Consider the following 23,752-nt stretch of genomic DNA (forward strand, 5'->3'; position numbering starts at 1 on the left):
CCCCGGCGCGTCCGAGGCGGGCAACACCGATCCCGGGTACGCGGCCAGCGCCCCCGCCACGTCGCCCCGTTCCAGCAGGCCCGTGACGGTACGGAAGTCCGCCCGCAGCCGCCCGCGCAACCGGTACGGGCGCGAGTCGAGCAGCTCCGCGCCCAGCACCCGGCGCAACCGGGACAGCTCGGCCCGCAGGGTCACCGGGCGCAGCCGGTCGTCGCCGTACAGGTCGATGCCGAGCTGCTCGCCGGTGCGCCCGTCGGGATGCACGGCGAGCAGGACCAGCACCTCGCTGTGCCGGCGGCCCAGTCGGAGCCGCCGCCCGCCCACCCGCAGCTCCGCCTCGTCGCGGCCCAACGCCGCCAGGTGCACGAGGTCCGGGGCGACCGGGTCGACGCCGGCCAGGAACGCCTCCGCCGCCCGCGCCGTCGCCCGGACCAGGGCCAGGCTCTGCGGCGCGGCGAGATGGTCCCCACCGGTGATGTCCACCGCGCCGAGCAGCCGGCCGGTGGCCGGGTCGTGGATCGGTGCGGCGGCGCAGGTCCAGCGCTGCACCGGCCGGCTGAAGTGCTCGGTGGCGAAGATCTGCACACTGTGGTCGACCGCCAGCGCGGTACCGGGGGCGTTGGTGCCGGCGTGCGCCTCGTCCCACCGGGCACCGGGCACGAAGTTCATCCGCTCCGCCTGCCGGAGCACCCCCGGATGCCCCTCCACCCAGAGCAGCCGCCCGGCCGCGTCGCAGACCGCCATCAGGTGCGCGCCGTCCTCGGCGATCCCGCCGAGCAGGTCCCGGAAGATCGGCAGGACCCGGGCGAGCGGGTGCCCGGCCCGGTACCCGGCCAGCGCGTCGTCGGTGAGGTCGACCGGGGCGGTGACCTCCGGGTCGAGCCGCGCGTCGGCGGACCGCCGCCACGACTCGGCGACCACCTCCCGTACCCCGGGCACGTCCCGCGCTGCTCGCGGGCGGCTGCCGCGCCGGCCCGGGTCGCCACCGGCGCCGACGAACGCCTCGTGGGCGGCACCGACCCGGGCGATCCGCTCCGCCGGGTCGGCACCGAACTCCAGGGCGAGCCACGGGTCAGCCACCGGCGACCTCCTCCCGCCCCATCGTGACCCACCTCACCCCGGGAAAGGAAGGGCCCCCTGTTAACGCCTCCGGTAGAGGAAGGGGCCCCTGTTAACACCTGTGCCGGGCACTCCACAGCTTGCCGGGCACTCCACACCTGTGCCGGGCACTAGGCTGCCGACGTGGAGCCACGTGCGTTCTTCGTCGCCGGCCGCCCGGCTTACGGCGAGGGTGAGCTGACCGTCCGCCACCCGTACGACGGGCGCCCGGTCGGGCGTACCACGGTCGCCACGCCCGACCAGGTCGAGGCCGCGGTCGCGGCGGCGGCCGGGGTGGCCGCGGAGGCCGCCGCCCTCCCCGCGCACGTCCGGGCCGCCGCGCTCGACCACGTCTCGCGCCGGCTCGCCGAGCGGGCCGACGAGATCGCGGACCTGATCACCGCCGAGAACGGCAAGCCCGTCCGGTGGGCCCGCGCCGAGGTCGGCCGGGCGGTCGCCACCTTCCGCTGGGGCGCCGAGGAGGCCCGCCGGTACTCCGGCGAGCTGCAACGCCTCGACACCGACCCGACCGGCGACGGCCGGGTGGCGCTGGTCCGACGGGTACCGCGCGGCCCCGTCCTGGGGATCACGCCGTTCAACTTCCCGCTCAACCTGGTCGCGCACAAGGTCGCCCCGGCGCTCGCCGTCGGCGCGCCGATCGTGGTCAAACCGGCCCCCGCGACCCCGCTCACCGCGCTGCTCCTCGGCGAACTGCTCGCCGAGACCGACCTGCCGGCGGGGATGTTCTCGGTGCTGCCGCTGCCGAACGAGCGCGCCGCCGACCTGGTCACCGACCCACGGCTGCCGGTCGTGTCGTTCACCGGCTCCGGGCCGGTCGGCGCGGCCGTCCGCCGGGCCGCCGTCGAGAAGCACGTCACCCTGGAACTCGGCGGCAACGCCGCCGCCGTGATCTGCGCCGACTGGGCCGCCGACGAGGACCTCACCCGCGCCGCCCACCGGATCGCCACCTTCGGTACGTACCAGGCCGGGCAGTCCTGCATCGCGGTGCAACGGGTCTACGTGCACGAATGGCTCTACGACGGGTTCCTGCCCCGGCTGGTCGCCGCCGTGCAGGAACTCCGTACCGGCGACCCGCGCGACGAACACACCGACGTCGGGCCGCTGATCTCCGTCGCCGCCGCACAACGGGTCGAGTCCTGGGTCGACGAGGCGGTCGCCGCCGGGGCCACCATCGAGGTGGGCGGCCGGCGCTCCGGCGCCAGCTACCCGCCGACCGTCCTCACCGGAGTGCCCGCCGACGCGAGAATCAGCGCGGAGGAGGTCTTCGGGCCGGTCCTGGTGGTCGCCCGGGTCGTCGACGACGAGGCCGCGTTCGCCGCCGTCAACGACTCCGCGTACGGGTTGCAGGCCGGTGTCTTCACCCACCGGACCGACGTGGCCTTCGCCGCCGCCCGGACCCTCCAGGTGGGCGGCGTGATCGTCGGCGACGTGCCCTCGTACCGCGCCGACCAGATGCCGTACGGCGGGGTCAAGGGCAGCGGCGTGGGCCGGGAGGGCGTCCGCAGCGCCATGGACGACTACACCGAACCGCGCGTCCTCGTCCTCGCCCTGTGATGGCCCGACCGCCTGCCTCGGCCGGTCACCAGGTGCCGTCGTCGCGTACCCGGGCCGGGGCCCGGCCGAGCAGGAGAGTGGTGAGCGCGGCGTCCACGTCCGGCCCGAGGAACCACTCCCCGGCCTGGTCGAGGGCGAAGATCCGACCGTACTCGTCGACGGCGAGGATGCTCTCCTGACGCTCCGAGCCGATCGGGAACAGCCGTACCCCGAGCACAGCAGCGAAGTCAGCCAACGTGTCCGCAGTGTGCGCGCTACGAAGAGGGTTGGTGGTGAAGCGGCTGACCCAGACATCCTCCCCAGGCCCTCGTCGGCGGGTCATGATGCCTGGGAAGGCGGTCAACGCCTGTGCTGCGGCAGGGAACGGCTGGTGGCGGTGCGCCTGCCCGATGACCTCGCATGTTTCGGCGATCGCGCCTGCTGACAGGGCTTCGTTGAACTCGCTGTCCTCCCAGCCGGCGTCCATCAGTGTGGAAGCGACGACAGGAGGAAAGCGGTCCGGATGAATGGGTGGCTGTGGCTCCGGGCGCCATTCGCGGGTGAAGGCCAGGTCGGACCAGGGCAGGACGTTGAAGTGGACCAGGAAGTTGACGCACGAGTCGCAGGCGCGGTCGGCGAGGCCGCCGGCCGGGTCGCCCGGTTCGCGGATGCGGTGGCACTCGAAGCGGGCCGCCTCGAACAGCGCGCGGGCCTGGTCCATGGTCAGGGGCGGCTGCCCGTTGGCGGCACGCTGGTGGTCGTAGTGGTGCAGGACGTCGGAGACGACGATCAGTTCCGCGTGCCGGTCGCCGCCCCGGGCCAGGTGTCCCGACGGAAGCTCGGCCAGGTAGGCACGGACCAGCGGATGGTGGTCGAGGTCGACGTCGCCCTTCGCGCCGAACGCGATGTGCAGGTGGCCGTCCACGGTCAGGTGCGCGGCCGTGCCCGGGGTGGGTAGCCGCCGGATCTCGCGCAGGAGTTGGCTGGCCGGGTCCACGGTGCGCGGTGGCTGCGGCCCGGGTGGCCGGCTGCTGCGGTACATCTCCTCGACGACCTGCGTCGGCACCCGGGGCCAGGTCGACACCTGCCCCGACTCCTTGTCGACGACGACCGTCGGCAGGTCGCCGGGGACCGCCCTGGCCTCGGCCCCCACGGCGGTGAAGATGACGTATCCCAGGTCGAACTCGCTGACCATCGGCGTGCACTCGTGACCGAGGCGTCGGGAGTCCCGGCGGGCCCACACCTCGGCCAACTGTTCGGCCTGTTGACGGTCGATCACGTGCTGACGTTACCGGACCCCACAGATTTCGTGGCACCCGGTATGGTCTGCCCTACAGAAGGTGACGGGAGGGTGGCGTTGGCCGAGAGCGTGGACCGGGACGCCAATCGAGCACTCCGAGCCCGGTTCGACGAGGTGTACGGGGAGTATCGACAGCTCCGGTCCGGTCTGGACGACCTCCAGGTCAAGCTCGCGGAGCTGCGGGTGACGGAACGCTCCGAGGACGGGCAGGTCACCGCCACCGTCGGTGCCCGGGGTGAGGTGATCGCCATCGAGCTCGACCAGGCCGTCTACCGGGACCGGGACGGGGCCGCCCTCGGTCGGAAGATCACCAGGACGGTGCAGCGGGCCACCGCGAAGGCCGCGACCGCCACCCAGGACCTGGTGGCGGGCTACCTCCCACCCGCCTCGGGCTCGATGGACTTCCTGCGTACCGGTGATTTCGGGGCCCTGCTGCGGCGGGCCGACGCCGCCGTCGAACGCGGGCTGGACCAGCATGGCTGACGGGCAGTTGTGGCTCGATCCGGGGCGGGCCCGACGGGGCGGGAAGGATCTGTCCCTCGCCGGTGAGGCGATGGCCGCCCGTCGGCGACAGATGGGCGGGCAGATCGCCGCGTCGAGCGCCCAGCGCCCCTGGGGCCGCGACGACATCGGGGCCGCCTTCGAGCAGCGGTACCGCAGCATCGAGGAGGTCGTGCTCCGGGCCTGGGAGGGCGTCGGCCGCCGGGTGGAAGGGCTCGGCGCCGACGTGGTCCGGTCGGTCGACGCGAACCTCCAGACGGATGCCGGGAGCGCCGGCCGGCTCGACCGCATCGCCGACCGGCGTCACCTCGATCGCTGACCCTCGGAGGTTGCGCGCGTGACTCTGTTGCCGAGTCCGATCCCGCACCCTCTGGAGTTCTCCCCGTGGGAGCTGCCCGGTTGGGTCTACGAGGCCCTCAACTGGGTGGTGGGGGTGGAGTGGCCGGAGGGTGACGAACGCGCGGTCTGGGACCTCGCCGACCAGTGGTACGGGGTGGCCGCCGCCCTGGCGGGCCCGCGCGCCGACGCGGTCGCCGCCGTCACCGAGGTCCGTGCCGGGTACGGCGGGACCGGGGCGGTCGCGCAGGCGTTCGACGCCGCCTGGCGACGGGTCGCCGACGGCGACGAGGCGCCGCTGCCGGTACTGCTGGCCATCAGCCAGGATCTGGGCCGGCTGGTGGAGGAGTGCGGCTGCGACATCGAAGGCGCCAAGATCGAGGTCTGGATCGAGCTGGCCATCCTGGTGACCGAGTTGGCGATTCTCGCCACCGTCACGGTGTTGACGGCGGGTGCCGCCTCGCCCGCCGCCGCACCGGTGATCGCGGCGACCCGGGTGATCGTCCAGCAGATCTTTCGGCGGCTCGTCGCCCAGCTTGCCCGCAAGACGCTCAAGCACGGGCTGAAGGAGGCCGGTGAGCGGGCGGCCAAAGAGACCGTCCAGGGCGCGGCCCGGAGCCTGACCCGTAAGGCCTTGATCGGCGGGGCGGTCGAAGCTGCCGAGGAGAGCGGCATCACGCTCGCCACCCAGGCGTACCAGAACACCACCGGCCGCCGGCAGGGCCTGGACGCGGCCGATCTCGGCGCGTCCGCAGTCGGCGGGTTGGCCGGGGGTGCTGCCGCCCCGCTGGCCTTTCTGGGTAAGAACGCGACCGGCCGCGTCGCACGGATCGGCGAGCACGTGGGTCGGTCGATGACCGGCGAGGTGATCGCGGAGAACGCGGCCAGCCTGGCCACCGGCCAGGGCCCGACCTCCCTGGAGGATGCGGCGCGGGCTGCGGTGTCCGGGGCCCGAGGGTCAGCGACCGCGCAGAGCGACGCAGCCCTTCAGGCTCGCCTCGACGGCAGACTGAGCGCCCTCGCTGGTGCCTCCTACGCCCCCGTGCAGCCCGGCACCCCACCGCCTGTCCCCCCGGAGGTCGCCGGCTCCGGCCGGGTGCCGGAGAGCAGCGCCCCGCCGTACCCTCCGACGTGGAGCGGCGAGGTTCCGGCGCAGCGGGACGGTTCCGCCGCCGCCTCCGGTCCTCCAGTGTCGGAGACCGGGTCGCAGTCTCCTGCCGCTGTGGCTCGGCCCGAGATGCCCCAGGCCCTGGCCGAGGTCCACCAGCCCGGCGACCGGGGCGCTGCCCCGGCGGAGGGCGCTGCCCCGGTTGCCCTGACCCCGGAAACTTCGGAAACTTGGGACAGCGCTGCCCAGGCGAGCACGGTGTCCGCGCCGGAGCGGGCACCAACGCCGACCGCTCCGGCCCTGGCGGCCGTGGAGGCCACCGCCGTGCCCCCGGTGGCGGATCCGGTCGTCCGCCCGCCGGTCGATCCGGCACCCACCGTCGCCCTGACGGCTGTCGAGCCGACCACCGTCCTGCCGCCGTCCGCCGACGGGCCGGGCAGCCCTGGCGGTATCCAGTCGCAGACGGATCCGCTCAGGCCCGCCCCGCTCGGCACCGACCCGACGGCTGCCGGTCCTCGACAGGGGGAGACGGCACCACCCTCCGTCGATCCGACACTCTCGGCGGTGGTGACGGAGCCCTCGGCCGCCCCGGCCACGTTCACACCGGCTACCGGCCCGGTCGACGCCGGCACCGGCACCACGGCTGGCCCGACGAGCAACCCCACCCCGACACCGGGCCCCACCTCCGGTGCGACGTCGCCGGTGAGCAGCACGATCACCGCACCGACGACCACCGGACCAGCCTCCGGTGGCGCCGACGTGGGCCGGTCGGCGGGCGCGGGTGCCCAGCGACCGGAACCGCCGTCGCCCGCCACGTACCGCTCGGTGATGCAGGCGTTGAACCCCGGGATGCCTCTGACCCCGCCGACGGACCCACCCCGGCAGCCACAGCCGGGGGACTGGGAGCACCTGCGTCCCCGTACACCGGAGTGGTACGCCGCGAAGTGGGCAGCCGAGCGGGAGGGTCTCGACCGTCGTCGCTACCAGGGTTATTTCGAAGCCCAACGTGCCTGGTTCGAGGAGAACCGCCGCCGCGACCTGGCAACAGAACTGCGGGAGAAGGCAGAGCAGCACTATGACGAGGCGCGCTGGTTGGCCAGACGCGCCTTCACCCTGAGCGCCGACGGGGACCGAGCCAACGCCGACCGCCATGTCAGGGAGGCCCGCCTCCGGGAGCGAATGTGCCACCAGCAGCGCGACCTCGCCGACAGTGTGCTGGCCGGTGCGGTCGTTCCTGAGGTTGTCAGCATTGATGACGAGGCGGACTTCCGGCGGATCAACGACGATGTGGCCGACCTCGCCCCAGGGGCGGTGGAGACCGGCGACCGGTCAGCGCTGACCGGGGACGGGCATCCGCCGACCATCGACCGGTCCCGCCGGTACGGGGTACGGGGCGGGCTGCGTCCGCCGTTGGCGTTGCACCAGACGGACCTGGAACGGCAGATGCCGCGGGACGTCGAGGGGCAGGTCGTCCGGACTGCTGATCCCCGTCAGGGCGGCTGGTTCCGGCTCGCCAACGACGGCGGTCCCCGGGCCGACCCGACGCGGGGCATCAACTGCATCGACTGCACTCTGTCGTTCTTCGAGACGTGGGTCCACGGTCGTCCACGGGTGGCGGCGCCCCGCACCTTCGACGCGTACGCCGAGGGGGACATCAGGGCCCCGCTCGGCGGCGAGGAGGGCGGTACGGGGCGGATCGAGGACGTCACCGGTGGCCGTTTCCAGCGGTTGTGCACGCCACCGGACGCCGGCCCGGCGGCGGTGGCGTACACCGTCGATCTTTCCTACCGCAACCTGCACGACCAGTTGCGGCTCGGCGGGCACGGCAGCCTGGCTTTCGTCGTCCACGAGTGGGAGGGCGGCGGCTCGCACATCTGGGTCGCGGTCAACCAGAACGGCACCATCCTCTACCTGGACCCGCAGACCAACCTGGTCGCCGACCGTCCGCTGTACGGGCATGCCGGCTTTGCGCACGCGCAGAACGTCACCGGGCTGGACGTCCTGGTGCTCGGTCCGGACGGTCGTCCCATGCCGATGGGCGGGTTGCAGCGGGGCCGCTACAGCGACCGGCCGGACCTGCCGGAATACCCGCCGGCCCCGCACCACCAGGGGTACGGCGAGCCGTACATCAACCGGTTGCACCTGCTCGACGGGCCGGGCTCGGCGATGCCCCCGAATCCCCGTCCTGGTGCCTCGCCCGTCTCTGGCGTGCCGGATCCTCAGCCTACGGACGGTAGAACCGATCCGGTCGAATCGTCCCTGCGGGAAGTCGTCGCCGCCGCCACGGACCTCGATGCCCTTCGCGCCCCGACGGTGGACCCGGCCCACCTGGCCGCCGAGCTGGACGCACCGACGCTGCGTCGACTCGTGACACACCTCGACGAGCAGGGCGCGCAGAACGCGGCGCGGCTGTTCGCCGATGCACGGGTCCGGCAGATGCTGGCGGACGTCGCAGAGTCGCCGCCGAAGGAGCATCCGCAGTTGGCCGCGACGCTGGTGGCGCAACTGGCGCGCCAGCCCGACCTGGTACGAATCATTCTCGGCACCCCCGAACTGGCGGTCTCCCTGACTGCCAGACCGGTCACGCTGCACAACCTGGCCAAACACCAGCAGGCGATCGACGCCCTCACCGAAGTGCTCGACGACATCGAGACCGGGCGGTACCAGGACTTGCCGGCAGTCGATGGCGAGCAGTCCCTGTCATCTCCGCTTACTGAGAGTCAGCGCGCTATCAGCGTCAGTATCGGAAGTGATAAATCAGTCTCCCAGCCCGGTTTCGATGTGGGTCGACGCAACGACTCCGGATACGTGGCGGAGTATCTCGACGGGCTCTACGCGGCTGCTGTCGGGGCCCAACGCGACCTGAACAAGCTCGCCAGCGAGCTCGCGGAGCTGGACGGCGTCCGCGTCGGTGTGCCGGGGTGGCGCGTGGAACCGAAGCTTCGCACCAGGGCCGAGGACAAAGTGGCCGGCCATCGCGGAGATGCTTCCCGCCTTCGGGATCTGGCGGCGGCCAAGGTGGAGTTCCGTTCACTCGACCACCTGTATCAGGCGCTCCGGCGGTTACGCGACCATCCGCAGGTCGAGATCGTCACATTCGAGGATCGATTCCGCCTGCCACAGAAGAGTGGATACCGCGACCTGCAATTGGTGCTGAGGACGTCGAATGGTCATCTAGGTGAATTCCGACTACACTTGGCGCAGATTGACGAGATCACTGTGTGGGAGCATGTTCTTTTCGAGGTATGGAGGGACCTCGGAGTGCTGGCTCAGCGAGAGGGCAGGCAGTTGACGCGCAAAGAGCAGCTCATCGCGGATGGCATCCTCCGGTATCAGCGGAAGTGCTTTGAGGATGCTCTGCGGGATGCGTGTGGAGGGGGCCTTGAGTGACTGATTCGACAGCGAGTTTTGTGCCGTCCTACTACCTCTACTACGACTCGCCGGTCAAGGTCGTGGGTACTCCGGATGGCGGTGCTCGGCTGTGGCGGCTGTCGGCGGACGACGGGGCCTGGAAGGAGAGGAACGATCTCTTCGTGGACGTCGTTCTTGCCGTGGGCGGCGACGTGTTCACGATCGACGTGAGTCGTTTCGTTCAGGAGGTCGAGTGGTATCGGGCGCGTTACCTGTCGGGTGAGGGGCCGATCTTCGCGCTCTACGAGACCGTCGACGCCATCGTCGCCGTCGCCGAGGGGGAGCGGCGACGCCTGACCCCGGCCGAGCAGGCCATGGTGCACGGCATCCGACGTAAGACCTTCGTCATGTTCGAGGAGGAGTTGCAGCGCGCCGGCCACCCCGGGGCTGATCCCACCTTGGCGCGGCAGCCTGGTGACGCCCAGTCCGGCGCGTGAGCGTGCGCCGACACTCGACCCCGCACGGTCCGGCTCCGAGGAGGAACTGGTCGTGAGAGCCATCATGCAGCCGGGTTGACAGGGGAGCGCTGGGATGACCGAGATGCCTGGCCTGACGTTGCCGGCCTATTTCTCCTACTTCAAGCGCCCCGTCAAGATGGTCGCGAATCCGGATGGCGGAATCGAAGCGTGGCGTCTCTCTGTCGACTCTGGCGGTTGGCAGCGCGCCGACGACCTCATCCCCGAGATTCTGCTCGCTGTCGGCGGTGAGATCAGCACGCTGACCCCCGACGATTTCGTGCAATGGACGGAACGCGACCGGGCCCGTTACCTGCGCGGGCAGGGTCCGGTCTTCGCCCTGTACGAGACCATCGACGCGATCTTCTCGGCCGCCGACCGGGAGTCCCGGCGGTTAACCGACGAGGAGACGCTGATCGTGCGAGGGCTGCGACGGAAGACCTTCGTGATGTTCGAGGAGGGCCTGCGGCAGGCAGGTGACCCCGGCGCGGATCCCGACATCGTCGGGTCCTGACGATCAGGCGGTGATCGGCGAGGTCAAGGATCACCGGACACCGGCCACGTGCGGGCGCGGTGTCCGGGGCGAGGGGGCAACCTTCGGTGACGTCCTGACCGGTACGTCCCTTTGTCGGTGGTCCCCGAGGTAACGCCGCCCACCTGCGCAGCGCTGCGCGAACAGCGGTTTCTCGGGCCCGGTAGTAGCCTGACCGGCGCGGCCCACCCGGGGCGGACACGGTGAGGTGATCATGTCGGTACGTCGGCACGTGGCGCGACTCGTGACGACCAGCGCGGTGCTGGGCGGCCTGCTCACCGTCGGTGCCGCACCGGCGGTCGCCGACGAGGACTCGGTCCGGGTCCGGTCGACCAACAGTTTCTCGGCCGGTGGCTCGCCGGGTGCGGTGACGGTGGAGGTCCGCAAGCGGAGCGAGGGCTGTGTGCGGGTGCGGACCGTGCTGGGGTTGCGCCTCGACGGGCTGCGCGCCGACCAGGTGCGGGTGGAGGTCGACGCGGGTGGACGCTGGGCCCCGGTGGGGGTCTCCGGCGGCGGTGGCGCGGTCGGCACCCCCGCGGTCGATCCGGCCCGCCCCGTGGTCTGCGAGGGCAAGGGCGTCCGGGTGCGGTACCGGCTCTCGTTCGAGGCCGGGACGCCGGCCGGCCGGCTGGCGGTGATCGGCCAGGTGACCACCGGGCAGGGCGGGGCGTTCGGGCAGGAGGCGACCGTCGCGCGGGTCGGCGGGCGGCTCGCCGGTTCACCCACGCCGACGCGGACGCCGTCGCGCAGCCCGAGTCCGAGCCCGAGCGCGACCCCCAGCCCGACCGAGGCTGCCACGACCGAGGCCGCGCCGGTCGTCGCGGCGCAGCCGACCATGGCCGCCGTCGCCGCCGAGCAGCGGGCCGCCGCGGCCCCGTCCGGTCTCGGGTCACCGATCCTGTACTTCGGCGTCGCCATGGTGGTGCTCGGGCTCGGACTGATTCTGCTGCTCATCCGCCGATCCCGGGCGGACCGGAAGTCGACCGGGGCCGCCGGGGAGCATCCGGTGCTGCCGCCGGACGGGGCGGCTATCCCGCAGCCCCGGAACCCGGGCGGCACCACCTACCGTTCCGGCGGGCCGCCGCCGGCGGGCAGCGGCCCGGTGGCCCCCGCCGGTGGGTACGCCCGTCCGCCCGCGCCGCCGTCCGGTGGCCTGTACGGCTCGCCGGCCCCCCGGCCCGCCGGCAACGTGTACGGTGCTCCCCCCGGTGCCGCCGGCCCGTCGGCCCCCACCGGTGACGCGCACCCCGCCGGCCCGGCGGGCGGTGCCCCGGGCGCGGGTGCCTCCGTGCCGCCGGCCCGGCCCGGTGGGACGCCCGACGCGGCGGCGGGGACGTCGGGTGTGCCCCGTCCGGAGGGGCACCCGGCGCTCGGTGCGGGCCCGGCTCCCCGGCACCCGGAGCCCCCGGAGGGCGGCGATTCGACCAGGATCATGCCCCGGCTGCCCGACTGACCCGGGTGACGTGGGATCGCTCCGATACGCTCAGCTTCGTTGACGACCTGCAAACGAGGAGCGGTACCGGTGAGTGATCTGTCCCAGATCGTGAAGGCGTACGACGTCCGTGGGACGGTGCCGGACCAGTGGGACGAGCGGGCCGCCGAGGCCCTCGGCGCCGCCCTCGCCCACCTGCTCGACACCACCGGTGAGCCCGGTGAGGCGGTGCTGGTCGCGCACGACATGCGGGCCACCGGTCCCGGGCTGGCGGCGGCCTTCGCCCGGGGGGTGCAGGCGGCCGGGCGTTCGGTCATCGAGATCGGTCTGGCCTCCACCGACATGCTCTACTACGCCTCCGGCTCGCTCGGCCTGCCCGGGGCGATGTTCACCGCCAGTCACAATCCGGCGCAGTACAACGGCATCAAGATGTGCCGCTCCGGCGCGCGCCCGATCGGGCAGGACAGCGGCCTGGCCGAGATCCGCGACCGCGCCCAGGCCCTGCTGGACGGCACGGTCGCCCGCCCGACCGGCCATCCGCCCCGGCCGGCGCAGCGCCGCGACATCCTCCCCGAGTACGCCGCGCACCTGCGCAAACTGGTCGACCTGAGCACCGTCCGGCCGCTCAAGGTGGTCGTCGACGCGGGCAACGGCATGGGCGGGTACACGGTGCCGAGCGTGCTCGGCGACGCCGCGCTGCCGGCCCTGCCGCTGGAGATCGTCCCGCTCTACTTCGAGCTGGACGGCACCTTCCCCAACCACGAGGCCAACCCGCTGGACCCGGCGAACCTGGTCGACCTGCAGGAGGCGGTCCGCGCGCACGGCGCCGACCTGGGGCTGGCCTTCGACGGGGACGCGGACCGCTGCTTCGTGGTGGACGAGCACGGGGAGCCGGTCTCGCCGTCGGCGATCACCGCCCTGGTCGCGACCCGGGAACTGGCCAAGCACCCCGGCTCCACGGTGATCCACAACCTGATCTGCTCCGGCGCGGTGCCGGAGATCATCCGGGAGCACGGCGGCGAGCCGCTGGTGGCCCGGGTCGGGCACTCCTTCATCAAGGCGGAGATGGCCCGGACCAACGCGGTCTTCGGCGGTGAGCACTCCGCGCACTACTACTTCCGCGACTTCTGGTTCGCCGACACCGGCATGCTGGCCGCGATGCACACCCTCGCCGTCCTCGGCGGGCAGGCGCTGCCGCTGTCCGAACTGGCCGCGGAGTACGAGCGGTACGTCGCCTCGGGCGAGATCAACTCGACGGTACGCGACCAGGCCGCGAAGGTCGCCGAGGTGCGTGCGGCGTACCCGGAGGCGAGCGCCGACGAGCTGGACGGGCTCACCCTGCGCTTCCCCGACGGGGCCTGGTTCAACCTGCGCGCGTCGAATACCGAGCCGTTGCTGCGGCTCAACGTCGAGGCCCCCTCGCGGGAGCGGATGATCTCGCTCCGGGACGAGGTGCTCGACCGGGTACGTCGATAAGATCCCTGCGCCGGTCGGCACCGCCGGCCGGTAGACCACTCCCGTGGAAGGAGCCGCGCCGTGGCCCTGGACCCGCAGTTGCTCGAGATCCTCGCCTGTCCGGACACACACCACGCGCCGTTGGACTACGACGCCCAGGCGCAGACGTTGACCTGCACCGAGTGCGGCCGGATCTTCGAGGTCCGCGACGACGTGCCGGTGCTGCTGCTGGACGAGGCGCGGGGCGGGCCGCGGTCGTGATCGAGGGTACGGCGGGGGTCAGCGGGCACCGCGACCCCGACGAGGCACTGCTCGACAATCCGGACGTCCTGGCCGAGCACGACCCGGGCGGGATGCTGCGGCACACCGCCTCGGCGGGCGCGCAGGTGCGCGAGTCGGCGGCGCTCACCGCCGAGGCGAACCTCTCGGTCCTCGCCGAGGAGGGGCGGCCCCGGGCGGTGGTCATCGCCGGGATCGGCACCGCCGGGCGTACCGGTGACGTGCTGGCCACGGTGGCCGGGCCGCGCTGCCCGGTCCCGGTGATCCCGCACCGCAGCTCCGGGGTGCCCGGCTGGGTCGGCGCGGCGGACGTGGTGATCGCGGTCAGCGCCTCCGGCCGCAGCCCCGAAGCGCTCGCGGCGGCCGAGGCGGCGCACCGGCGGGGCGCCCGGCTGGTGGCCGTCGGCGCCCCCGACTCGCAGTTGCAGTCGGTCGCCGAGCGGGCGCGCGCCCCGTTCATCCCGGTGCCCCGGCGGGCCCCGGCGCGGGCCAGCCTCTGGGCGCTCACCGTCCCGGTGCTGCTCGCCGCCCGTACCCTCGGGTTGGTCAAGGTCAACGAGGCGGACCTGGCGGAGACCGCGGCCCGGCTGGACGCGGACGCCGACCGCAGCCGCCCCACCGCCGAGTCCTTCGTCAACCCGGCCAAGTCCCTCGCGCTGGGGCTGGCCGGCTCGGTGCCGATCGTCTGGGGCTCGTCGCCGCTGGCCACCGTGGCGGCCCGCCGGTTCGGCGACACGCTGTCGGCCAACGCCCGGTACCCGGTGGTCACCGGGGCGCTCGGCGAGGCCGGCCGGGGCCGGGTGGGCCTGCTGGACGGGGTCTTCGGTGGCTTGGTCGAGTCGGCGCGGGACATCTTCGCCGACCCGGACGACACCGACGAGCGGGGTACCCGGCTGCGGCTGGTGCTGCTGCGCGACGGCGGCCTGAACCCGGAGGACGACGCCGACGAGCCGCTGGCCGTCGAGGAGCGCCGGGCCGACGCGGTGCAGACCCTGGCCGAGCGGCGCGGGGTGCGGTGCGACGTGGTGACCGCCGAGGGCGGGTCCGCGCTGGAGCGGCTCGCCTCGCTGGTCGCGGTGCCGGACTTCGCCTCGGTCTACCTCGCGCTGGCGCACGGGCTGGACCCGATGGCGGTCCCCGCCGTCACCGAGATGAAGGAGTTGGCCAACCCGTGAGCACCGGCGGCACCGGGCCAGGGCGGGCGTGAGCGCGTCCGGCGGCACCCGGGCGGTCGTGGCGGCGCTGCTGGCGAACGTCGGCATCGCGGTCACGAAGTTCGTCGCGTTCCTGCTGACCGGCTCCTCGTCGATGCTCGCCGAGTCGATCCACTCGGTGGCCGACTCCGGCAACCAGGGCCTGCTGCTGCTCGGGGGTCGCCGCGCCCGCCGCGCGGCGACCCCCCGACACCCCTTCGGGTACGGCCGGGAGCGGTACGTCTACGCGTTCCTCGTGTCGATCGTGCTGTTCAGCCTCGGCGGGCTCTTCGCCCTCTACGAGGCGTACCACAAGTGGTCGCACCCGGAGGCGATCACCGCCTGGCACTGGGTGCCGGTCGCCGTCCTGGTGGTGGCGATCGCGATGGAGTCGGGGTCGTTCCGGACCGCCATCCACGAGTCGAACCTGGTCCGGGGCGGCCAGTCCTGGGTGCGGTTCATCCGCCGGGCCAAGGCCCCGGAGCTGCCGGTGGTGCTGCTGGAGGACTTCGGCGCCCTGGTCGGGCTGGTCTTCGCCCTGTTCGGGGTCGGGATGACGCTGGCCACCGGTGACGGCCGGTGGGACGCGGCCGGCACCGCGATGATCGGCGTGCTGCTGGTGGTGATCGCGGTGGTGCTCGCCGTGGAGACCAAGAGCCTGCTGCTCGGCGAGGGCGCCGAGGCGCAGGAGGTGGCCGCCATCGAGCAGGCGGTCACCGCCGGCCCGGAGGTGGAGCGGATCATCCACATGAAGACGCTCTACCTCGGCCCGGACGAGCTGATGGTGGCGGCGAAGGTCGCGGTGTCGGCCTGCGAGACCGCCGCGGACGTGGCCCGGGGGATCGACGCCGTGGAGGCGCGGATCCGGGCCGCCGTGCCGATCGCCCGGGTGATCTACCTGGAGCCGGACATCTACTCCCCGGCGGGGGCGCGGGGCGGCCCGGCCAGCCCGGGGCAGGGTCCGGTGGAGGATGCGGAGCGCTGAGCATGGAGTTGTTGTACGGGCCGATCCGGGACTACGCGTGGGGCTCCCGCGCCGCGATCGCCCGGTTGCAGGGGCGGTGTGTGCCCAGCCCCGGGCCGGAGGCGGAGTGGTGGCTGGGCGCGCACCCGGGCGCCCCGGCGGAGGTGGCCCGGGACGGGGGTCGGGTGAGCCTGGCCGACCTGCTCGCCGCCGAGCCGGGGCGGTGGCTGGGCGCGGGGGTGGTCGACCGCTTCGGCCCCCGGCTGCCGTTCCTGCTCAAGGTGCTGGCCGCGGAGGCGCCGCTGAGCCTGCAGGCGCACCCGGACGCGGAGCAGGCGCGGGCCGGGTACGCCGCCGACGCCGGGCGCCCCGCCGGGCAGCGCAACTACGTCGACCCGTACCACAAGCCGGAGCTGCTGGTCGCGCTCTCGCCGTTCGAGGCGCTCTGCGGCTTCCGGGACCCGACGGTGTCGGCCGAGGCGCTGGCCGCGTTCGGCGTGCCGGCGCTGGAGCCGGTCGTCGCCGCGCTCGCCGCCGGGCCGGACGGGCTGCGCACGGCGGTACGCACGCTGCTGACCTGGCCGGCGGGGGAGCGGGCCGACCTGGTGGCGGCGGTGCTGGCGGCCGGGGCGGGCGGGCCGGACGCCGATCTGGCCCGGGAGCTGGCCGCCGGCTATCCGGGCGATCCGGGGGTGCTGGTGGCGCTGCTGCTCAACCACGTCCGGCTGGCGCCCGGTGAGGCGATCTGGATGCCGGCCGGCAACCTGCACGCCTACCTGCGCGGCTGCGGGGTGGAGATCATGGCGGCCAGCGACAACGTGCTCCGGGGCGGGTTGACCCCGAAGCGGGTGGACGTCGACGAGTTGCTGCGGGTGCTGCGCTTCGAGGTGCTCGACGACCCGCTGGTGGTCGCCCGGGACGCCGGGCCGGGGGTGGTGACCTGGCCGGTGCCGGTGCCGGACTTCGTGCTGCACCGGGTCGCGGTGGCCGCCGGGGTGGCGCCGGTCCGGCTGACCGTGACCGGCCCCCGGGTGGTGCTCTGCGCCACCGGGGAGGTGACCGTCGACGACGGGACCGGGCCGGTGACGGTGCGCTCCGGGCAGGCGGCGGTGGGGCCGGCGGCGGGTGGTCCGCTGGTGCTCACCGGCGACGGCGAGGCGTACGTCGCCACGGTCGGAGTGGGGTAACTCCGGCACTTCCGGCGCAACACGCCTTTCCGAAATTCCCGGAATGGGTTGACGAGGCGATCGCCCGGTGTGACGCTGTGGGTGCGCAGCGTTGTCGCGACGATGGTCCGAGAGCGCGCGGGAACCAAACCGGGGGGATGCACGGGGCGGCCGGCTGGTGGACGGGGACGACCCGTCCGGGGCCGACCGCCCCGTGCGCTGTCCGCCGCCCGCGTAAGGTGGAGGGTCGGGCAGTACATCGTTCGACAGGAGCTTTCATGACCAGCACCCTCCCGGCCGCCACCCCTGGCGCGCCGACCGAGGTACGGCCGAAGACCCTCGCCGAGGGCGACTACCGGGTGGCGGATCTGTCGCTCGCCGAGTTCGGGCGCAAGGAGATTCAGCTCGCCGAGCACGAGATGCCCGGTCTGATGGCGATCCGGCGGGAGTTCGCCGACGCCCAGCCGCTGGCGGGTGCCCGGGTCACCGGTTCGCTGCACATGACCATCCAGACCGCCGTGCTGATCGAGACGCTGGTCGCGCTCGGTGCGCAGGTGCGCTGGGCGTCGTGCAACATCTTCTCCACCCAGGACCACGCCGCCGCCGCGATCGTGGTCGGCCCGACCGGCACCGTGGAGGCGCCGGCCGGCGTCCCGGTGTACGCCTGGAAGGGCGAGAGCCTCCAGGAGTACTGGTGGTGCACCGAGCAGGTGCTCTCCTGGCCGGACGGGCAGGGGCCGAACATGATCCTCGACGACGGCGGTGACGCCACCCTGCTCGTCCACAAGGGCGCCGAGTTCGAGCAGGCCGGGGCCGTCCCGCCGGTCGAGTCCGCCGACTCCGAGGAGTACGCGGTCGTCCTCGAACTGCTGCACCGCACGATCGCCGAGGACGGCCAGCGGTGGACCCGGATCGCCGCCGGCATCAAGGGCGTGACCGAGGAGACCACCACCGGCGTGCACCGGCTCTACGAGATGCACCGCAACGGCACGCTGCTCTTCCCGGCCATCAACGTCAACGACTCGGTGACCAAGAGCAAGTTCGACAACAAGTACGGCTGCCGGCACTCGCTGATCGACGGCATCAACCGGGCCACCGACACCCTGATCGGCGGCAAGATGGCCGTCGTGCTCGGCTACGGCGACGTGGGCAAGGGCTGCGCCGAGTCGCTGCGCGGCCAGGGCGCCCGGGTCGTGGTGACCGAGGTCGACCCGATCTGCGCCCTCCAGGCGGCGATGGACGGCTACCAGGTCGCCACCCTGGACGACGTGGTCGAGCAGGCCGACATCTTCATCACCGCGACCGGCTGCTTCGACGTCATCACCAACGAGCACATGGCCCGGATGAAGCACCAGGCCATCGTCGGCAACATCGGCCACTTCGACAACGAGATCGACATGGCCGGCCTGGCGAAGCGCTCCGACGTGCGGCGGGAGAACATCAAGCCGCAGGTCGACCTCTGGCGGTTCGACGACGGGCACGCCATCATCGTGCTCTCCGAGGGGCGCCTGCTGAACCTGGGCAACGCCACCGGCCACCCGAGCTTCGTCATGTCGAACTCGTTCGCCAACCAGACGATCGCCCAGATCGAGCTGTTCACCAAGACCGACCAGTACCCGATCGGCGTCTACGTGCTGCCCAAGCAGCTCGACGAGAAGGTCGCCCGGCTGCACCTGGACGCCCTCGGCGCCAAGCTCAGCACGCTGAGCCCGGAGCAGGCCGCGTACCTGGGCATCGCGCCCGAGGGGCCGTTCAAGCCCGAGCACTACCGCTACTGACCGCACCGACCACGCCCGCAGGGGCCCGGCCGCGACGCGGCCGGGCCCCTGCGCCGTCCGGCGAAGCAGCCGTCCGGCGGGTCAGGCCCCGGGGCGGCGTCGACCGGGGCGCACCCAGGTCCAGACGCACCAGGCCAGCCACCCCAGCGAGACCACGGTGGCCAGCACCCGCAGCCGCAGCGCGCTGAGCAGCAGCACCACCGCGAGCACCGTCAACCAGGGCAGGAACGCCCTCAGACCCGCCATTGTCCCGCCTCCCTCCCGATGGGGCGTGCCGGATCTTGCCACAGTCCCGCGTCCGCCGGGAGGCGCGGACCGGGGTGGGGGCGGTGCGCCGAGCCCGGAGCGCGTACCGTTTCCGCCCAACACGCCTCACCCGGGGCGTGGCGGCGCGGGTCGGGTGTCGCCGGACGGCCGAGCGCAGTACCGTGCCGGGTGACGCAATCACTTCGACGTGAACAGGGATGGGACCATAAACCCCATGAGAGCCCGGGTACTGGTGGTTGACGACGACCCCGCGCTCGCCGAGATGCTCGGCATCGTGTTGCGCAGTGAGGGGTTCCTGCCCTCCTTCGTCGCCGACGGGGAACGGGCACTGGCCGCGTTCCGGGACAACCGGCCGGACATCGTCCTGCTGGACCTGATGTTGCCCGGAATGAGCGGTATCGACGTGGCCCGCGCGATCCGGGGCGAGTCGGGCGTGCCCATCGTCATGCTGACGGCCAAGAGCGACACCGTCGACGTGGTCCTCGGCCTGGAGTCCGGCGCGGACGACTACGTGGTCAAGCCGTTCAAGCCGAAGGAGCTGGTCGCCCGGATGCGGGCCCGGCTGCGCCGGGGCGAGGACGTCGCCCCGGAGCTGCTGACCATCGGCCCGTCCGGCAACCAGATCACCATCGACGTGCCGGCGCACACGGTCAGCCGCAACGGCGAGGAGGTGAAACTGACGCCGCTGGAGTTCGACCTGCTGGTCGCGCTCGCCCGCAAGCCGCGTCAGGTGTTCACCCGGGAGGTGCTGCTGGAGCAGGTCTGGGGCTACCGGCACGCCGCCGACACCCGGCTGGTCAACGTGCACGTGCAGCGGCTCCGGGCCAAGATCGAGCCGGATCCGGAGCGCCCGGAAATCATCCTCACGGTGCGGGGCGTGGGCTACAAGGCGGGTACGGGATAGCCTTGGTCGCACTGTGACCACCTCCCCGACCGTCACCGGGCCCTCCCCGTCCCCCTCCCGCCGGCGTGACGCCGTGCGGGAGTTGTGGCACGGCCTGAGCGGGCGCTTCGCCCACCTGGCCGGTCGGGTGCACCGGACCTGGCGGCGGTCGTTGCAGGTCCGGGTGGTCACCATCACGCTCGTGGTCTCCAGCCTGCTCGTCGGCGGGTTCGCGTACCTGATCGCTGACAAGATCACCAGCATCCTGCTGGAGAACGCCAAGACCGACGTCCTGCTCCGGTTGCAGAACGGCCGGGAGTACTCCGCCAAGCAGTTGAGCTTCTACAGCACCCCGCAGGAGGCGCAGCTCCAGGAGACCATCGAGGGCACGGTCAACTACCTGGCCGGCGGGGACCCGCAGCAGACCAACGGGGTGGTGGTCGCGCTGACCGCCGACCGTTACACCGGCATCATCGAGCCGCGCAGCTCGTCGGACGTGGCGTACCGGCCGCTGATCAGCAAGGAGTTGCGCGACGCGGTCGCCGACGGCAACGTCGCCCACCAGATCCGCACCGGCCGGCTCACCGACCAGCGCAGCAAGTACCTGGTCTACGGCTCGCCGGTGCCGACCAAGTTCGGTCAGCTGGAGCTCTACTACCTCGTCCCGCTGGACCGGCAGGACGCCACCGCCGCCGACGCCCGGGCGACCGTGGTCGCCACCGGGGTCGCCCTGGTGCTCCTGCTCGGCCTGCTCGCCGCCCTGGTCACCCGGCTGGTGGTGAGCCCGGTCCGGGTGGCCGCCCGGACCGCCCAACGGCTCTCCGCCGGCCTGCTCGACCAGCGGATGGTGGTCAACGGCGAGGACGACCTGGCGCTGCTCGCCGCCTCGTTCAACCAGATGGCGACCAACCTCCAGCGGCAGATCCTGCGCCTGGAGGAGATGTCCCGGTTGCAGCGGCGGTTCACCTCGGACGTCTCCCACGAGCTGAGGACCCCGCTGACCACGGTCCGGATGGCCGCTGACCTGATTTTCGCCGAGCGCGACGAGTTCGACCCGGCGGTGGCCCGCAGCGCCGAACTGCTCCAGGCCGAGCTGGACCGGTTCGAGGAGCTGCTCACCGACCTGCTGGAGATCAGCCGCTTCGACGCCGGCTTCGCGATGCTGGACGCCGAGCCGACCGACCTGGTCCCGATGGTGCACCGGGTGGTCGATCGGCTGGCCGGGCTGGCCGAACGGGCCGGGGTGACCATCGAGCTGGACCTGCCGAGCACCCCGGTCATCGCCGAGGTCGACCCGCGCCGGGTCGACCGGGTGCTGCGCAACCTGGTCGGCAACGCCGTCGAGCACGGGGAGGGCCGGCCGGTGCTGATCACCTTGGGCATCGACCAGACCACGGTGGCGATCACCGTCCGGGACCACGGGGTGGGGCTCAAGCCGGGTGAGGAGAAGCTGGTCTTCAACCGGTTCTGGCGGGCCGACCCGTCCCGGGCCCGGCAGACCGGCGGGACGGGCCTGGGGCTGTCGATCAGCGTGGAGGACGCCCGGCTGCACGGCGGCTGGCTGGAGGCGTGGGGCGCTCCCGGGCAGGGCGCCCAGTTCCGGCTCACCCTGCCGGCGCGGGCCGGCGACCGGCTCACCACCTCGCCGCTGCGGCTGGTGCCCGCCGACGCCACGCTCCCGTTCGGCGGGCCCCGCGACGGCGGCGGGCCCCTGGCGATCGGCCCGGGTCCGGACGGCGCGCTGGCGATCGACCCGGCGCCCGTCGACCGCGCCGAGGTGCCGTCGTGATCCGGCGGGCCAGCCGGGCGGTGGCCGTGCTGCTCGTCGGGACGCTGCTGCTGACCGGGCCGACCGGCTGCGGCATCCCGAACGAGTCCGAGGTCCAGGTGGACGAGCGCGGGCCGTCGGTGGTGGCCGGCTCGTCGAGCCTGCGCAGCGCGGAGCCACCGAACCGGACCGCCGCCGGCACCGACCCGGACGCCTTCGTCCGGAACTTCCTCTCCGCCGCGGCCGGCGAGCCGGACCGGGCGTACCAGCGGGTCAAGCAGTTCATCGACCCGTTGGAACGGGACCGCCTCCAGGAGAAGCAGGGCAGCGAGATCGGCCTGACCGTGGTGCGCCTGCGGGACGAGCCGGTGATCACCGCGGACGTGGAGAGCACCAAGGTCCGGCTCGTGGTCCAGCAGATCGGCCTGCTGCGCGCCAACGGCACGCTGGTGCCGCCGGTGGCGACCGAGACCGAGTACCGCTTCGAGCTGGACACCGGGGAGCGGGAGGAGAGCAACGGGCTGTACGTCCGGAACCCGCCGAACGTGCTGCTGCTCAGCGACTCCGCGCTGCGCGAGTTCTACCAGGCCGAGACGATCTACTTCTGGAACTCGGCGCGGACCCGGCTGGTGCCCGACCAGCGGTACCTCCCACTCTCGGTGCCCGCCGAGCGGCGGGTGACCGACGTGGTGCGGTGGCTGACCGCCGGCCCGTCGGACTGGCTCGGCCCGGGGGTGAGCCGGCTGCCCGACGGCACCAACCTGATCAACAACGCCACCGAGTCGGACGGCCGGTGGGAGGTCAACCTGGAGATGCCGGGCGAGAACGACCAGCGCCTGGACCAGCTCGCCACCCAGTTGGCCTGGTCGCTGCCGGAGTTGCAGGGCCCGCTGGAGCTGAAGAGCCGCAACCAGACCCGCCGGGTGATCGACAGCCTCCGCGAGCACCGCCTCGCCAACCTGGCCTACCCGATCAGCGACAGCCCGCAGCGGTTCTGCGTCTACGAGGGAACGATCCAGCCGCTCGCCTTCGCCGGTGAGCCCAGCGGCACGGTGCCGGTGGTGACCACCGCCAGCCAGCAGGTGGTGTCGGCGGCGCTCGCCCGCGCCGGGGACCGGGTCCTCGCCGCCGTGGTGCTCGCCGGCGCCGACGGCCGCCAGCGGCTCGGCGTCGGCGGCGGCCCCGACCCGGTCCGGATCGCCATCACCAGCGCCCCGTACGACGCAATCGGGCGGCCGGTCTGGCTGCGCTCGGCCGAGCCGCACCGGCCGTACGGGCTGGTGGTGGCCGACGGTGGGCTGTACCGCTTCGGCGCCGACGCGCAGATGGAGCCGGTGCCGCTGCTCAACGCCGAGGGGCCGGTGACGGCGGTGGCCGCCGCCCTGGACGGGCACCGGGTCGCGGTGATCGCCGGTGGCGCGCTCTACGTGGCCGCGGTCAACATGGACGGCGGGCAGGTCGGGCTGGGCCCGGCCCGGCGGGTGCCGGTCTCGTTGACCGACCTGTCGGCGGTGGACTGGTCGGGGGAGAACACGCTCGTCGTGGCCGGATCGGGTGGCCGGCCGGCGGTGCACCAGACCAGCGTCGACGGGGCCCTGGAGACCCCGCTCAACAGCGACGTCGGCGCCCGGGTGACCCACCTCGCGGCGTACCCGGTCAACCCGGTCGTCTCGATCTCCATCGGCACCCTGATGTACGAGGCGAACGGGGTGGCCTACCGCAGCAACCCGTTCGAGCGGATCAAGCAGGAGCAGGTGCTGCTCACCCCGCAGTCGGGCACCGGGCAGCAGGGCAACCCGACCGCGCCGTTCTTCTTCCACTGACCGTCGTGCCGGATCTCGGGCGGCTCTGGGCGGATCTCGGCGATCTGGTGCTGCCGGCCGAGTGCGCCGGGTGCCGGCGGCGGGGAGCAACACTGCGGCAGGGCGTCTGCGTCGACTGTGCCGGCGTGCTGCGGGCGTTGCGGCCCCGGCCGGTACGGCCCACCCCGGCCCCGCCCGGCCTGCCGCCCTGCGTCGCCCTCGGCCCGTACGACGGGGTGCTGCGGGAGGCGTTGCTGGCGTACAAGGAACGGGGTCGGCACGGGTTGGCCCGGCCGCTGGGGGCGCTGCTCGCCGAGGTGGTCGCGGTGGCGGTGGGCCCGGTCCGGCCGGTGCTGCTGGTCGGGGTGCCGGACACCGCCGCGGCGGCCCGCGCCCGGTACGGCGACCACCTGGGCCGGTTGACCCGGCACGCGGCGGCCCGGCTCCGGGCGGCGGGCTGGCCGGTCCGG

20 protein-coding genes are annotated in these 23,752 nt (G+C 73.2%); 17 read left to right on the top strand and 3 right to left on the bottom strand.

Going from position 1 to position 23,752, the window contains the following annotated elements; translation table 11 throughout:
* Positions 1-1,080 (bottom strand): sigma-54-dependent transcriptional regulator family protein (locus AWW66_RS23930; protein WP_067370734.1); only part of this gene is annotated, 1,080 nt, incomplete at its 3' end.
* A 162-nt stretch (positions 1,081-1,242) separates the two neighbouring features.
* Here AWW66_RS23930 and AWW66_RS23935 point away from each other — a divergent pair.
* On the top strand, positions 1,243-2,673 hold the full coding sequence (locus AWW66_RS23935) for an aldehyde dehydrogenase family protein (RefSeq protein ID WP_067370737.1): 1,431 nt from the start codon (positions 1,243-1,245) through the stop codon (positions 2,671-2,673).
* A 25-nt stretch (positions 2,674-2,698) separates the two neighbouring features.
* On the opposite strand, the gene AWW66_RS23940 is transcribed toward AWW66_RS23935, so the two are convergent.
* Entirely contained in the window at positions 2,699-3,931 is a 1,233-nt protein-coding gene (locus tag AWW66_RS23940) for an SUKH-3 domain-containing protein (protein WP_067370740.1), read from the bottom strand.
* 72 nt (positions 3,932-4,003) lie between these two features.
* On the opposite strand from AWW66_RS23940, the gene AWW66_RS23945 reads away from it, so the two are divergent.
* From AWW66_RS23945 to ahcY, 12 genes are all read left to right on the top strand, one after another.
* Positions 4,004-4,435, top strand: coding sequence for a YbaB/EbfC family nucleoid-associated protein (locus tag AWW66_RS23945; RefSeq protein WP_245648461.1), 432 nt, complete (start codon positions 4,004-4,006; stop codon positions 4,433-4,435).
* Positions 4,428-4,772 carry a hypothetical protein gene (locus AWW66_RS23950; RefSeq protein WP_067370742.1) on the top strand — a complete coding sequence of 115 codons (345 nt, stop codon included), beginning with the start codon at positions 4,428-4,430 and terminating at the stop codon, positions 4,770-4,772. Before AWW66_RS23945 ends, AWW66_RS23950 begins: the two co-directional genes overlap by 8 nt.
* Positions 4,773-4,790: 18 nt before the next feature.
* A complete protein-coding gene (locus AWW66_RS23955) occupies positions 4,791-9,287 on the top strand; it encodes a toxin glutamine deamidase domain-containing protein (protein ID WP_067370744.1) in 4,497 nt (1,498 codons plus the stop codon).
* Complete coding sequence (locus AWW66_RS23960; RefSeq protein WP_067370746.1) at positions 9,284-9,745, top strand: hypothetical protein; 462 nt, start codon at positions 9,284-9,286, stop codon at positions 9,743-9,745. Before AWW66_RS23955 ends, AWW66_RS23960 begins: the two co-directional genes overlap by 4 nt.
* 94 nt (positions 9,746-9,839) lie before the next feature.
* Positions 9,840-10,277 (top strand): hypothetical protein, encoded by a 438-nt coding sequence (locus AWW66_RS23965; RefSeq protein WP_067370748.1) that lies wholly within the window; start codon positions 9,840-9,842, stop codon positions 10,275-10,277.
* Between the two features lie 232 nt (positions 10,278-10,509).
* A complete protein-coding gene (locus tag AWW66_RS23970) occupies positions 10,510-11,748 on the top strand; it encodes a hypothetical protein (RefSeq protein WP_157527799.1) in 1,239 nt (412 codons plus the stop codon).
* A 69-nt stretch (positions 11,749-11,817) separates the two neighbouring features.
* The gene (locus tag AWW66_RS23975; protein WP_067370751.1) at positions 11,818-13,203 is read left to right on the top strand and encodes a phosphomannomutase/phosphoglucomutase; all 1,386 of its coding nucleotides are present in this window, start codon (positions 11,818-11,820) and stop codon (positions 13,201-13,203) included.
* A gap of 60 nt (positions 13,204-13,263) precedes the next feature.
* A complete protein-coding gene (locus AWW66_RS23980; RefSeq protein ID WP_067370753.1) occupies positions 13,264-13,443 on the top strand; it encodes a Trm112 family protein in 180 nt (59 codons plus the stop codon).
* Positions 13,440-14,636, top strand: a complete 1,197-nt coding sequence (locus AWW66_RS23985; protein ID WP_067370755.1) for an SIS domain-containing protein — start codon at positions 13,440-13,442, stop codon at positions 14,634-14,636. Before AWW66_RS23980 ends, AWW66_RS23985 begins: the two co-directional genes overlap by 4 nt.
* A 28-nt stretch (positions 14,637-14,664) precedes the next feature.
* A complete protein-coding gene (locus AWW66_RS23990; RefSeq protein ID WP_067370757.1) occupies positions 14,665-15,639 on the top strand; it encodes a cation diffusion facilitator family transporter in 975 nt (324 codons plus the stop codon).
* Between the two features lie 2 nt (positions 15,640-15,641).
* A complete protein-coding gene (gene manA, locus AWW66_RS23995; RefSeq protein WP_067370758.1) occupies positions 15,642-16,805 on the top strand; it encodes a mannose-6-phosphate isomerase, class I in 1,164 nt (387 codons plus the stop codon).
* A 257-nt stretch (positions 16,806-17,062) separates the two neighbouring features.
* A complete protein-coding gene (gene ahcY / locus AWW66_RS24000) occupies positions 17,063-18,562 on the top strand; it encodes an adenosylhomocysteinase (protein WP_067370759.1) in 1,500 nt (499 codons plus the stop codon).
* An 81-nt stretch (positions 18,563-18,643) separates the two neighbouring features.
* On the opposite strand, the gene AWW66_RS33955 is transcribed toward ahcY, so the two are convergent.
* Positions 18,644-18,808 (bottom strand): hypothetical protein, encoded by a 165-nt coding sequence (locus AWW66_RS33955; RefSeq protein WP_157527802.1) that lies wholly within the window; start codon positions 18,806-18,808, stop codon positions 18,644-18,646.
* Between the two features lie 235 nt (positions 18,809-19,043).
* Here AWW66_RS33955 and mtrA point away from each other — a divergent pair, with 235 nt between their 5' ends.
* The 4 genes from mtrA to AWW66_RS24020 all read left to right on the top strand — a co-directional run.
* Entirely contained in the window at positions 19,044-19,733 is a 690-nt protein-coding gene (gene mtrA, locus AWW66_RS24005) for an MtrAB system response regulator MtrA (protein WP_067370760.1), read from the top strand.
* 13 nt (positions 19,734-19,746) lie between these two features.
* The gene (gene mtrB, locus AWW66_RS24010; RefSeq protein WP_067370762.1) at positions 19,747-21,501 is read left to right on the top strand and encodes an MtrAB system histidine kinase MtrB; all 1,755 of its coding nucleotides are present in this window, start codon (positions 19,747-19,749) and stop codon (positions 21,499-21,501) included.
* The gene (locus AWW66_RS24015; RefSeq protein WP_396890507.1) at positions 21,498-23,303 is read left to right on the top strand and encodes an LpqB family beta-propeller domain-containing protein; all 1,806 of its coding nucleotides are present in this window, start codon (positions 21,498-21,500) and stop codon (positions 23,301-23,303) included. The genes mtrB and AWW66_RS24015 overlap by 4 nt, the downstream gene beginning before the upstream one ends.
* Positions 23,304-23,308: 5 nt before the next feature.
* Positions 23,309-23,752: ComF family protein (locus AWW66_RS24020; protein ID WP_425413303.1), on the top strand; the 444-nt coding region annotated here is incomplete at its 3' end.

Origin of the sequence: Micromonospora rosaria (genome assembly GCF_001567585.1) — a bacterium.
GTDB classification, from domain to species: Bacteria; Actinomycetota; Actinomycetes; order Mycobacteriales; family Micromonosporaceae; genus Micromonospora; species Micromonospora rosaria.

What these genes read in the sequence shown, in the direction of transcription:
- AWW66_RS33955 (WP_157527802.1), bottom strand. Translation starts at nt 18,808, where the DNA reads ATGGCGGGTCTGAGGGCGTTCCTGCCCTGGTTGACGGTGCTCGCGGTG.
- AWW66_RS23965 (WP_067370748.1), top strand. Translation starts at nt 9,840, where the DNA reads ATGACCGAGATGCCTGGCCTGACGTTGCCGGCCTATTTCTCCTACTTC.
- manA (WP_067370758.1), top strand. Translation starts at nt 15,642, where the DNA reads ATGGAGTTGTTGTACGGGCCGATCCGGGACTACGCGTGGGGCTCCCGC.
- AWW66_RS23970 (WP_157527799.1), top strand. Translation starts at nt 10,510, where the DNA reads ATGTCGGTACGTCGGCACGTGGCGCGACTCGTGACGACCAGCGCGGTG.
- AWW66_RS23950 (WP_067370742.1), top strand. Translation starts at nt 4,428, where the DNA reads ATGGCTGACGGGCAGTTGTGGCTCGATCCGGGGCGGGCCCGACGGGGC.
- ahcY (WP_067370759.1), top strand. Translation starts at nt 17,063, where the DNA reads ATGACCAGCACCCTCCCGGCCGCCACCCCTGGCGCGCCGACCGAGGTA.
- mtrA (WP_067370760.1), top strand. Translation starts at nt 19,044, where the DNA reads ATGAGAGCCCGGGTACTGGTGGTTGACGACGACCCCGCGCTCGCCGAG.